At 47.6% G+C, this 12,631-nt stretch carries 6 protein-coding genes; all 6 read right to left on the bottom strand.

The features are described 5' to 3' along the window. Positions 1 to 2,085, bottom strand: coding sequence for an elongation factor G (gene fusA, locus G3M65_RS03925; RefSeq protein ID WP_173833299.1), 2,085 nt, complete (start codon positions 2,083 to 2,085; stop codon positions 1 to 3). 10 nt (positions 2,086 to 2,095) lie between these two features. Continuing rightward, complete coding sequence (gene rpsG / locus G3M65_RS03930; protein WP_173833300.1) at positions 2,096 to 2,578, bottom strand: 30S ribosomal protein S7; 483 nt, start codon at positions 2,576 to 2,578, stop codon at positions 2,096 to 2,098. Next, entirely contained in the window at positions 2,578 to 2,985 is a 408-nt protein-coding gene (rpsL, locus tag G3M65_RS03935; RefSeq protein WP_173833301.1) for a 30S ribosomal protein S12, read from the bottom strand. Before rpsL ends, rpsG begins: the two co-directional genes overlap by 1 nt. A 24-nt stretch (positions 2,986 to 3,009) precedes the next feature. Continuing rightward, positions 3,010 to 7,707 (bottom strand): DNA-directed RNA polymerase subunit beta', encoded by a 4,698-nt coding sequence (gene rpoC / locus G3M65_RS03940; protein WP_173833302.1) that lies wholly within the window; start codon positions 7,705 to 7,707, stop codon positions 3,010 to 3,012. After that, positions 7,707 to 12,110, bottom strand: coding sequence for a DNA-directed RNA polymerase subunit beta (gene rpoB, locus G3M65_RS03945; RefSeq protein ID WP_173833303.1), 4,404 nt, complete (start codon positions 12,108 to 12,110; stop codon positions 7,707 to 7,709). The genes rpoC and rpoB overlap by 1 nt, the downstream gene beginning before the upstream one ends. A gap of 127 nt (positions 12,111 to 12,237) precedes the next feature. Next, a complete protein-coding gene (rplL, locus tag G3M65_RS03950) occupies positions 12,238 to 12,627 on the bottom strand; it encodes a 50S ribosomal protein L7/L12 (RefSeq protein WP_173833304.1) in 390 nt (129 codons plus the stop codon). Positions 12,628 to 12,631 lie beyond the last annotated feature (4 nt).

Raw genomic sequence — 12,631 nt, forward strand, 5'->3', positions numbered from 1 at the left:
TTATTTTGCTACAGCAGTTCTTTCCCCAACTATTTGCTCCGCTATGCTCTGGGGAACTTCATCGTAATGAGAAAATTTCATTATAAAGGTTCCTCTTCCCTGTGTCAAGCTCCTAAGTGTGGTTGCATAGCCAAACATCTCCGCAAGAGGCACATACGCCCTTATGGCAGTTATGACACCCTTGTTCTCCATACCCATTATCTTACCCCTTCTTGAGTTGAGGTCTCCTATCACATCACCCACATAATCCTCAGGGGTCTCCACCTCTACTTCCATTATTGGCTCAAGGAGCACAAGACCCGCCTTCTTTGCCGCTTCTTTGAAGGCAAGAGAGCCTGCTATCTTAAAAGCCATCTCTGAAGAGTCCACCTCGTGATAAGAACCGTCAAAGAGCTTTACTTTTACATCCACCACAGGATAGCCTGCCATAACGCCATTCTGCATAGCCTCTTTTACACCTTCTTCAACCGCTGGGATAAACTCCTTGGGTATTATTCCACCCACTATGGCATTTTCAAAGATAAAGCCCTGACCCCTCTCAAGTGGCTCTATCTCTATAACCGCATGCCCGTATTGACCCCTACCACCTGTCTGACGAATAAACTTACCTTCCGCAACCGCTTTACCCTTTATGGTTTCCTTATAGGCAACCTGAGGCTTACCCACGTTCACCTCAATACCGTATTCCCTTTTCATTCTGTCCACTATTATCTCAAGGTGCAGTTCTCCCATACCGTGTATAAGGGTTTGACCTGTTTCTGGGTCTACGCTTGCTTTGAAGGTGGGGTCTTCCTTCATAAACTTGTTGAGCACCTGAGAAAGCTTTTCTTGGTCCTTCTTTGTCTTTGGCTCTATCGCCATAGAGATAACAGGTTCTGGAAACTCCAGCTTTTCAAGGAGTATGGGGAACTTTTCATCGCAGAGGGTGTCTCCTGTGGTAGCATCCATTCCAACCGCCGCCACTATCTCACCGGCAGAGGCTTCTTGCACATCCTCTCTTGAGTTGGCGTGCATAAGTAGAAGCCTTCCAACCCTTTCCTTCTTGTCCTTTGTGGCGTTGTATACATAAGAGCCTGCGGTGACTTTACCCGAGAAGACCCTAAAGTAGGTAAGCTGTCCCGCGTATGGGTCGCTCATAACCTTAAAGGCGTATGCACAGAAGGGTTCTTCGTCAAAGGGTTTCCTTTCCTCTTCTTGGCTTGTTTTTGGATTTATTCCACGCACCGGCGGGACATCAAGGGGAGAAGGAAGGTAGTCAAGAACCGCATCCAAAAGGGGCTGGACGCCCTTGTTTTTGAAAGCGGAGCCACAAAGAACTGGAACAAGCTCCTTGTTTATGGTTGCCTTTCTGAGAACCCTCTTTAGGTCTTCTGTAGCTATCTCCTCTCCCTCAAGGTATTTCATCATAAGCTCATCGTCCTTCTCTACGATGGCCTCAACCATCTTAGCGCGCCACTCTTGAGCCTTGTCCATGTAGTCTTCAGGTATATCCACTATTTCATATTTGGCACCGAGGGTTTCCTCAAGCCAGATTATAGCCTTCATCTCCATAAGGTCTACAACGCCTTTGAATTGGTCTTCCGCACCTATGGGAATCTGGATTGCCACAGGTTTAATGCTTAGCTTTTTCTCTATTTCATTAAATACCCTGTAAAAGTCCGCACCAAGCCTGTCTAATTTGTTTATAAAGGCTATTCTTGGCACTCCAAACCTGTCCGCCCATCTCCAGTTGGCTTCTGACTGAGGCTGGACGCCTTCTACCGCAGAGAAGATAAAGATGATACCGTCCAAGACCTTCATAGAGCGGACCACTTCCACAGAAAAGTCCACGTGACCGGGTGTGTCTATGATGTTTATCTGGTGGTCTTTCCAATAGCAGGCGGTGGTTGCTGCGGTTATGGTTATACCCCTTTCCCTCTCTTGGGGCATCCAGTCCATGGTGGCAGCACCTTCGTGCACCTCACCTATCTTGTAGGTTTTACCCGTGTAGTAGAGTATTCTTTCTGTGGTAGTGGTCTTTCCAGCGTCTATATGGGCTACTATTCCTATGTTTCTGAGCCTTTCTATAGGCACAAGCCTTGGCATGACTTCCTCCTTACCATCTAAAGTGTGCGAAAACCTTGTTGGCTTCCGCCATCTTGTGGGTATCTTCCTTCTTCTTTATGGCACCACCCTTTTCGTTTAGAGCATCAAGAAGCTCCGCCTTTAGCCTTTCCACCATGGTGTAGCTTCCTCTGTGCCTTGACCTTTCTCTTGCGGCTTGAACCAACCATTTTAGGGCAAGGCTTATTTGCCTTCTTGGAGGAACTTCCACGGGGACTTGATAGGTGGCACCACCCACTCTTCTGGGACGCACTTCAAACTCAGGCTTTAGCTTTTCCACCACCTTGTGAAGTAGCTCCACAGGGTGCATGTTTACCTCTTTTGCGGCGGATTCAAGGGCATTGTAGACTATCCATTCCGCCACAGATTTTTTTCCACTTTTCATTACCTTGTTGATGAGCTTGTGGACTATCACATCCCCATACTTTGGGTCTGGAGAGATTTCTCTTGCAGGAACTGGACCCTTTCTTGGCATTACTTCTTACCTCCCTTTGCCTGTGCTTGTTGACCGGGCTTTGGTCTCTTGGCTCCGTATTTAGACCTGGACTGCCTTCTGTTGGCAACACCCGCAGTATCCAGTGCACCCCTTACCACCTTATAACGCACGCCGGGAAGGTCCTTTACCCTTCCACCCCTTACCAAAACCAAGGAGTGCTCTTGGAGGTTGTGACCTTCGCCGGGTATATAGGCGGTTACTTCAATGCCATTTGATAGTCTTACCCTTGTAACCTTCCTCAGGGCGGAGTTGGGTTTTTTGGGTGTAACCGTATAGACCCTTACGCAGACACCTCTCTTCTGAGGATTGCCCTGAAGGGCAGGTGCTTTGCTCTTTTTCTTTCTTGTTTCCCTACCTTGTTTTACCAGCTGGTTTATGGTAGGCATACCTTAAACCTCCTAAGCTAATTATTATAGCACATCTTTGAGAACTTTTGCCTTCTCTTCCTCTATAACTTCTACCTCCGCATACTCCCACAGACCAGTTCCTGCAGGTATGAGATTGCCTATTATTACATTTTCCTTTATACCTCTGAGGTCATCCACCTTGCCTTCGCAGGCTGCGTCGGTTAGCACCTTCGTGGTCTCTTGGAAGGAGGCAGAGGATATCCAGCTTCTTGAAGTTAGAGCAGCCTTTGATATGCCCACAAGTATGGGCTCTGCCTTTGGTATTTTGCCACCCTCTTCCTTTATCCTTTCCACTTCTTGCTGTAGCTCTTCCACTTCCACCTCCTCGTTTACTAAGAACCTGCTGTCCCCTGGGTCTACTATGCGTCTGCGTCTAAGCATCTGGCGGATTATTATCTCGAAGTGCTTGTCGTTTATATCCACGCCTTGCAATCTGTAGACCATTTGAACCTCTTTAAGGAGGAACTTTTGAAGCTCTTCCACTCCTTTTATCTTGAGTATCTCCTCTGGCACAGGTGTGCCGTCAGTGAGAGGGTCTCCTGCGTTCACAAGGTCACCATTCTTCACAAGTAGGTGCTTGCCCTTTGGCACAAAGTATTCCTTTTGAAGTCCTGTTTCCTTGTTGTAGACCACAATTCTGTAGCCTCTTCCCTTTATTCTTACTTGCCCGTCTATCTCGGCTTCTATGCGGTCTGTTATCTTTACACCCTTTTGCACATACTGTCCGTGGCTCACAAGGATGTATTCGTCCTTCTTTATATCATATTTTCTGGTTTCTCCCGTTCTTGGGTTGAACACAATAACCTCGTCCGCATCTTCAAAGATCCTTACAATACCATCTATCTCAGTCAGGATAGCAGGGTTCTTGGGTCTTCTTGCTTCAAATAGCTCTTCCACCCTTGGAAGACCTCCCACGATATCACGGACCTTTGCCATCTCCTTTGGAATGCGTGCCAGCACGTCACCGGGCTGAACCACATAGTCCTTGACCACATAATACTTGTGTTGTATCTCCGTGCCTTCGGACTCACTGCATGTGGGACATACCATCCACTCAAAGCTCACCTTCTCTGCTGGCACATTGAGGATAGAGTTGACAGGCAAGTCATAGGATACCTCCCTTCCATCCTCTGTATGGACCACTATCTTTGGTGTGTGGAGCATGGCGTCCTTGGGTCTTGTAAAGGACACTATTGTGGAGGTCTTACCAGTAAGTGGGTCTCTCTCCTCCTTGACGGTGATGTCAAGGGCTATGTCCTTGAACTCCACTCTGCCAGATTCTTCGGCGATGATGAAGGTGTTGAATGGGTCCCATTCAGCCAAAAGGGTATTCTCTGAAACTTCCTTTCCTTCCTCCACAAGTATGCTTGCCCCGTATGGCACCGCATGACGCTCCACCATCCTACCTTCTGCATCCACAATGCCTATGGCTCCATCTTTGGAAATGTTTATCTTCTTTCCTTCCCTGTTGGTTATGAGCTTTATATTGTAGTATTTGACGGTGCCTGCCTTCTCGTTTAGGAGCTCGCCCTTTACCCTCTCTGCCACCGCCGCACCGCCTATATGGAAGGTTCTCATGGTGAGCTGTGTTCCAGGCTCTCCTATGGACTGTGCTGCAATTATCCCCACAGCCTCTCCCACATCTACCAGCTTCCTCTGAGAGAGGTCCCAACCGTAGCACATGGCACATATGCCGTGCTGGGATTCGCAAGTAAGTGGAGACCTTACCATGACCTTTTCTATCCCCGCATGCACTATTTTGTCCGCAAGCTCCTCGTCCACTATTTGATTTCTGCGAGCTATCACCTCTCCCGTGTAGGGGTCAAGCACATCCTCTGCCAGTGTCCTGCCTATTATCCTGTCCTTGAGGGAGACCTTCTCTTCACCACCCTCCACTATGGCTTCCATCACTATGCCTCTGTAAGTTCCGCAGTCTCTCTCCGTTATGGTTATATCCTGTGCCACATCCACAAGCCTTCTGGTGAGATATCCCGCAAAGGCGGTCTTTAGGGCAGTGTCCGCAAGACCCTTCCTTGCACCGTAGGTGGAAATGAAATACTCAAGCACAGAAAGACCCTCTCTGAAATTGGACACAATAGGCGTTTCTATGAACTCTCCTGTGTGCTTTGCCATAAGACCTCTCATGGCAGCAAGCTGTCTTATCTGGTCTCTGTTTCCACGGGCTCCAGAGTTTGCCATCATGTATATAGGGTTGAAGATGCCCGTGTAAACCTTTTCCCCTTCTTTTCTTGTGCTTTTTTCTATCTCCTCAAACATGGCTTTTGAAACCCTGTCCGTTATCTCAGACCAAAGGTCAATTATCCTGTTGTAACGTTCCTTTGCAGTGATTATGCCCTTTCTGTGCAGTTCTGCTATCTCGTCGGTCTGCTCAAAAGCCTTAGAAAGAACCTCTCTCTTCACACTCGGAATTTGTAGGTCTTCTATGCCTATAGATACCGCAGCCCTTGTGGCTATGTTGTAGCCCAGCTCCTTGAGGTCATCAAGAAACTTTGCAGTCCTTTCCGTTCCGTATCTGTTGTAGATGTTAGCTATGAGTTTGGAAACCTTTTTCTTATCTAAGGGTTCGTTTACAAAGGGGTGTCCTTCTGGCAGTATGCTGTTGAAAAGAACTCTGCCGGGAGTTGTTTCTACGAGTTTTCCATCCTCGAGCCTGAGCTTTATGCGTGCATGCATGTCCACCCTTTTGTTCTCAAGGGCAAGAAGCACCTCCTCTCTGCTGAAAAAGAGCTTGCCCTCACCTTTTACGCCGGGAACTTCTTGGGTCATGTAATAGACGCCCAGTATCATGTCCTGAGAGGGCATGGTTATAGGCTTGCCGTGGGCTGGAGAGAGAATGTTCTGGGTAGAAAGCATGAGTATGTAAGCTTCAAGCTGTGCGGTAATCCCCAGAGGCACATGCACCGCCATCTGGTCACCATCAAAGTCTGCGTTAAAGGGAGGACACACCAAGGGATGTAGCTGTATGGCTTTACCGTCCACAAGAACTGGTTCAAAAGCCTGTATGGACATCCTGTGAAGGGTGGGTGCACGGTTGAGAAGCACAGGGTGCTGTTTTACCACCTCCTCAAGGCACTCCCACACCTCTGGAGTTTTCTGCTCCACCAGCTTTTTGGCGTTCTTTATGGAGGTGGCATAGCCCTTCTCCTCAAGCCTTCTGTAAACAAAGGGTTTGAAAAGCTCCAAAGCCATTATTCTGGGGAGACCGCACTGATGCATTTTTAGCTCAGGACCTACCACTATAACGCTACGACCCGAATAGTCCACCCTTTTACCCAGAAGGTTCTGCCTAAAACGCCCTTGCTTACCCCTCAGATAATCAGAGAGGGATTTAAGAGCCCGTCCGTTTTGGGTCACCACCCTTCCGCGTTTTCCGTTGTCTATGAGGGCGGAGACCACTTCCTGAAGCATCCTCTTTTCGTTCCTTATGATTATCTCTGGAGCATCCAGCTCTATAAGCCTTTTTAGTCTGTTGTTACGGTTTATTATCCTTCTGTAAAGGTCGTTGAGGTCTGAGGTGGCAAATCGCCCACCATCAAGGGCAACGAGGGGTCTGAGTTCAGGGGGTAGAACGGGAAGAACTTCTAATATCATCCACTCGGGCTTGTTTCCACTCTTTATGAAGTCCTCCACCAGCTTGAGGACCCTTAGAACCTTCTTTACCTTTGACTCGGAGACCTCTTTGAGAACTGCGGTCCTTATGTCCAGCTTTATCTTCTCAAACACCGGAAGGTCCTTCTTCCTCTGACGGAGCTTCTCGTAGTAGGCTTGTATTGCCTCCCTGCCGGTCATGTAGCCCTCAATGGGTTCGGTAGATATCTGTCCAGTCTCGGGATGGAGGTAGAGCTTGTCGCAAATTATCTGGTGAAGGGTCTCGTTCAGCGTTGAACCTTCTGGAACTTTTATATCCGCACCGTAGAGGCTAAGGTCCTCCGCCAGCACCTTTATCATGCGTTCATAGAGCTTTTTGTATTTACTGTAGAGCTCTTCAGAAAGGTCTTCGTAGCCCAAGCTGTAGGGTCTTATCTCCTCTCTCAGCTTCTTTGCGTATGTCTCAAGGTCAAGGGAAGCCAGAACCTTTTTTATTATCTCTGCACCCATACCCCCTTCATACTTGTGCTCAAGGCTTACTGCAAACTCTGCATTGTAGGTATCTTCGTCCACCACATGGAGCTTGACGAACCTTGTGTTGCCTATCTCATCTTTGAGAGGTAGGGTATCTTCCTGCTGGCGGAAGACTTTTTCTTCCTCTTCGCTCATGGGATACTCTATAACCAAATAGGACTCAAAGTATATTACCCTTTCCACATCCCTGACAGAAAGACCCAGAAGGGTGGCTATTTTCGATGGTGTGCTTTTGAGAAACCATATGTGGGCCACAGGAGCTGCAAGGTCTATGTGTCCGAACCTTTTGCGTCTTACATAAGACCTTGTAACCTCCACACCACACCTGTCGCATATGGTGCCTTCAAAGCGTTTACCCCTGTATTTTCCACATAGACATTCGTAGTCCTTTATGGGACCAAAAATCTTTGCACAGAAAAGACCATCTTTTTCAGGTTTGTGGGTTCTGTAGTTTATGGTCTCTGGCTTTTTTACCTCCCCATAGCTCCAGCTCCTTATTTCCTCAGGGGAGGCAAGCATGAGCTTTATTCTCTCAAAGGGTAAAAGACCTTTTCTCATCACTGCTCCTCCTCAACTTCTATCTGATCGCAGGGCATTACCGCCCCGTTTTCACATCTTACATCCAGCCCCAGAGCCTTTAGCTCACGCACAAGGACCCTGAAGGATTCTGGAACCCCAGGCTGGTAGATGTATTTGCCCTTTACAATAGACTCGTATACCTTTGTCCTTCCCTCTATGTCGTCGGACTTGACGGTGAGCATCTCCTGAAGGGTGTGGGCTGCACCGTGAGCTTCTAAAGCCCAAACCTCCATCTCTCCAAGCCTTTGACCACCAAACTGAGCCCTTCCGCCAAGAGGCTGTTGGGTCACAAGAGAGTAAGGACCTGTGCTACGCGCATGTATCTTGTCATCCACCATGTGTATGAGTTTGAGCATATGCATGTATCCGACGGTGACCCTCATGTCAAAGGGCTCGCCTGTTCTTCCATCGTAAAGGACCGTTTTGCCATCCTCTGGAAGCCCTGCCATCCTGAGAAGTTCTCTTATATGCTCTTCGCTCGCACCTTCAAAGGCTGAGGTTGCCATTGGCACGCCTCTTTCTGCGTAGAGGTTAATGACCTCTTCAAAGCTCTCTTCATCAAGGCTATGCAGGAACTCTTCCACATGCCTTTGATTTTCACCCTTCACATCACCCACCGCATAGACCTTCTTTAGAAATTCTATAAGCTCCTGTCTTTCCGCCCCTTCTTCTATAAGCTCCCTAAGCCTTTTGCCAAGCTCTCTGGAAGCCCAGCCAAGGTGTGTTTCTAATATCTGCCCCACGTTCATACGAGATGGAACGCCCAGAGGGTTCAGCACTATGTCCACAGGAGTTCCATCCTCAAGGAAAGGCATATCCTCCACAGGAAGCACCACAGATATAACACCCTTGTTTCCGTGACGACCTGCCATCTTGTCTCCCACTTTTATCTTTCTCTTCTGAGCTATGTATACCTTTACGAGAGTTATCACACCGGGCGGAAGCTCGCTTCTTTTTCCTATGGACTCTATCTTGTCCTCGTAGATCTTTGAGATCATATCTACCTGAAAGCGCGTTCTTTCTCTAAGGTCGTTTATCCTTTTGCACAGTTCCTCATCTTCAAAGAGGTTCTCTGGTTTGGTTATTATATAGTTGAGCAGGGCATCAAAAACCTGTTCATCCACTACAGTGCCAGCTTTGTATACTTTTTTCTTAACTGTGATATCCTTATCAAGCCTTCTACCAAGCACAAGGTCTTTTACTATTCTATTCCTGCCATCTACTATGAGCCTCTTTTTCTTCTCAAGCTCCTTCTCAAGCTCCTCCCTTTCAGTTCTTTCCACATGCTCTGCAAGGTAGTTTCTTCTCTCTCCAGTTTTTCTTACAAAGACCTTCACATCAACCACCACACCTTCTACACCCGGTGGACATCTGAGCGAGGAGTCTTTAACATCTCTAGACTTTTCACCGAATATTGCCTGAAGGAGCTTTTCTTCTGGTGTGAGCTGGGCTTCACCCTTGGGCGTTACCTTACCAACCAGTATATCGCCAGGCTTTACGTATGTTCCCGGTCTTACTATACCAAACTCGTCCAAATGAGAAAGCAATCTCTCAGGAACCCCCGGTATCTGACGGGTTATCTCCTCATTACCTATCTTCGTCTCCCTTGCCTCTACCTCAAGCTCTTCTATGTGTATGGAAGTATACACATCTTCTTTGACAAGCCTTTCTGAAATTACGATGGCATCCTCAAAGTTGTAGCCCCTCCATGGCATAAAGGCAACCAGCACATCTTTGCCGAGGGCTAACTCTCCCCTAAAGGTGGACTGACCGTCCGCCAGTAGCTCGCCCTTGTTTACCCTTTGACCTTTGACCACCAGAGGTCTCTGATTTATACATGTATTCTGGTTTGTCCTTTCAAACTTCTTAAGCTCATAAAGGTCTATGCCCGTGTCCGTGGGGTCTGCCATGTTTATCTCTTCTGGGTTAGCCCTTATTATTATCCTTTTGGAGTCCACCTCTTCCACCACACCACCTCTTTTTGCCACCACCACCGCACCACTGTCAAAGGCAACCTTCTTTTCCATACCAGTGCCTATGAGAGGAGAGGAGGTAAACATAAGAGGAACCGCCTGCCTTTGCATGTTAGAACCCATAAGAGCCCTGTTAGCATCGTCATGCTCAAGGAAGGGTATGAGAGAGGCGGACACGGATATGACCTGTCTTGGAGAAACATCCATATAGTGAACCTGCTCTGGCTTTACTATCTGTATGTCGTTTTTGTATCGCACATAGACCCTGTCGCTGAGAATCCTGCCATCCTCGTCAGTAGGCGTATACTGAGCTATAACAAAGTTCTCCTCTTCATAGGCAGCTAAATGTTCAACCTTGTCAGTTACTCTACCATTCTCCACTTTCCTGTAGGGAGTGACAATGAAACCATACTCATTGGTTTGAGCGTAGACAGTAAGAGATGTGACAAGACCTATGTTCTGACCTTCTGGTGTTTCAATGGGACATATCCTTCCGTAGTGGGAGGGGTGCACGTCCCTTATCTCAAACTTGGCACTCTCTCTTGTCAGACCTCCTGGACCCAATGCGGAGAGCCTCCTCTTGTGAGTAAGAGCGGAAAGTGGGTTTGTATTGTCAAGATATTGAGAGAGCATACCACCCTTTAGAAACTCATAGAGAGAGCTGGTAAGATATCTCGGGTTTAGAAGGTCTTGAGGCTTTAGGTTGGGGTCTTCGGGGTTTGCCACAGTGCACCTGTCTCTGAAAAACTTCTCCATACGGGCTATGCCTATCCTTGCCTGATTTTCTAAAAGCTCACCCACTGCCCTTATTCTTCTGTTTCCAAGATAGGCTATGTCATCCTTTTTCTCCCTTCCGTATCTGAGGTTTATGAGGTATTTTATGGTGTTTACAAGGTCAAGGGCATTGAGGAACCTTGCCTGACCTTCTGTGTAGTCCTTTACTTTTACACTGTCTTTGAGCTTGAAAATTCCAGAGAGTACATCTTCTGTTATTAGAGTTCCAGCCTTAAACTCACCCACATCCTCCGCAAGGGCAAGGGCTGGAAGGCTTGATAGTCTTTCAAAGTCTGCAGGTTTTAGCTCCTTAGGGACTCTGTGAACCTTTGCATTGAGTTTTACCCTTCCCACCTTAGAAAGGTCATACCGGGTAAGGTCCTTGAAGTATAGGTCAAAATGAGACCTTGCCCTGCTTATGAGATGTTCAAGCTCCATCACCATAGGCTCTACCGCCCTGAGCTTTTTGTATATATCCACAAGGGCAAAGTCTCTGAGGGTGAACCTTGCAGGTATCTTGAGGGGGCTTCTCTTGTCCTGGTCCTTTGGAGCAGTCTCCGCCACCAGAGTTTCTATGAGTATCTTACCGTATGGGCTCTTTACTGCACTCTCTTTTGGAACTGCGGATATAAGGTCTATCTTTATCCTTTCGTCTTTCAAAAGCCTTTCAAGCTGTCCGGGTTCTTCAATGAACCTCTCCTCCAGCATTTCTTCTTCCACACCCTTCTCTTCCAACTTTGCCTTATAGCGGAGGACCGCAAAGAGATAAAAACCTTCTAAGTCTTCCACCTTATACTCTTCGCCTGTATCTCTGTCAAATATCACTCCCTTCTGCACAAAAAAGGCTCTCGCATCTGGATAAAAGGGCTTGAGTATATCGTAGGCGGTCTCAAGACCCAGAGCCCTAAGGACAAAGGTTCCGCCCACCTTTCGCCTATCTATCCTTGAGGAAAGTATATCAGTAGTGCTTGAAAGCTCAAACTCAACCCTGGGTCCCTTGTCTGGTATGATGCTCGCCCTGTATATCATACGGATTATAGTGGTTTCCTTTTGACGCTCCTCTTTTTCCTCAAAGAACACACCCGGAGAGCGTATTAGCTGGCTCACCACTATCCTCTCACTGCCGTTTATGATAAAAGAGCCAGTCTTGGTCATCATAGGCACTTCACCGAAGTAGACCTTCTTAGGTTCTCCTACCCTTTCACCCTTTTTGGTCTTGGTTCTGAGTCTGACCATAACCCTAAGGGGCAGGGAGTAGGTAAAGCCCTTTATTTTACATTCTTCTTCCGTATACTTTTCCTTATGGACCAGCAAGGTTCCACATTTTGGACAATTTACACTGTAACCTCCCAGAAAGCTCTGGTCTGTATAGGCTTTGTATCCACACCTGTTACATTCCCAATCTCCCACCTCATAACCCAAGTATTCAAGGGTTATCTTCTCGTCTGGGTCCTTAAAGGGAAAGGAGGTGGAGAACACATACTCAAGTCCCTTCTGCTCCCTTTTGGATGGTGGAGTGTAGAACTGAAGGAAAGCCTCAAAGGATTCCTTTGGCAGGAAAAGAAGGTTTGGTGGACTGACAAGCTCTTCCCTTCTACCAAAGAATTTTCTTGGTAAGGGCATATTTTTTCTCATCTCTCAACCCTCTAAGATAGGATAAACTTGTAATTATACATCATTGCAAATACTGTGTCAATAAAAACAAAATACCCCCTGTGGATACAGGGGGTGAGCTTTGTAGAACCTTCGCATAAGGACAGGTTCACTTTATTTCTACTTCTGCACCAGCCTCCTTCAGCTTGGCTGCAATCTTCTCCGCTTCCTCCTTTGAAACGCCCTCCTTGACAGGCTTGGGTGCACCCTCCACGAGGTCCTTTGCCTCCTTAAGACCAAGTCCGGTGAGCTCTCTAACCACCTTTATAACGTTTATCTTGTTGGCTCCGGCGGACTTGAGTATCACGTCAAACTCTGTCTTCTCCTCAACCGCAGGTGCTCCAGCGGCGGGTGCTCCAGCGGCAGCCACAGGTGCTGCGGCTACCATGGCTGCGGATACGCCAAACTTCTCCTCGAGCTTCTTGACGAGCTCTGCAACCTCGAGCAGTGTCATACTGCCTATGGCTTCAACGATCTCGTCAATGGTAAGTGTTGCCATGTCT

Origin of the sequence: Hydrogenobacter sp. T-8, assembly GCF_011006175.1 — a bacterium.
Classification (GTDB): Bacteria; Aquificota; Aquificia; order Aquificales; family Aquificaceae; genus Pampinifervens; species Pampinifervens florentissimum.

Bases quoted from the DNA above. Each gene is read 5' to 3' on its own strand.
- rplL (WP_173833304.1), bottom strand. From the start codon at position 12,627: ATGGCAACACTTACCATTGACGAGATCGTTGAAGCCATAGGCAGTATG.
- rpoC (WP_173833302.1), bottom strand. From the start codon at position 7,707: ATGAGAAAAGGTCTTTTACCCTTTGAGAGAATAAAGCTCATGCTTGCC.
- rpsL (WP_173833301.1), bottom strand. From the start codon at position 2,985: ATGCCTACCATAAACCAGCTGGTAAAACAAGGTAGGGAAACAAGAAAG.
- rpoB (WP_173833303.1), bottom strand. From the start codon at position 12,110: ATGAGAAAAAATATGCCCTTACCAAGAAAATTCTTTGGTAGAAGGGAA.
- fusA (WP_173833299.1), bottom strand. From the start codon at position 2,085: ATGCCAAGGCTTGTGCCTATAGAAAGGCTCAGAAACATAGGAATAGTA.
- rpsG (WP_173833300.1), bottom strand. From the start codon at position 2,578: ATGCCAAGAAAGGGTCCAGTTCCTGCAAGAGAAATCTCTCCAGACCCA.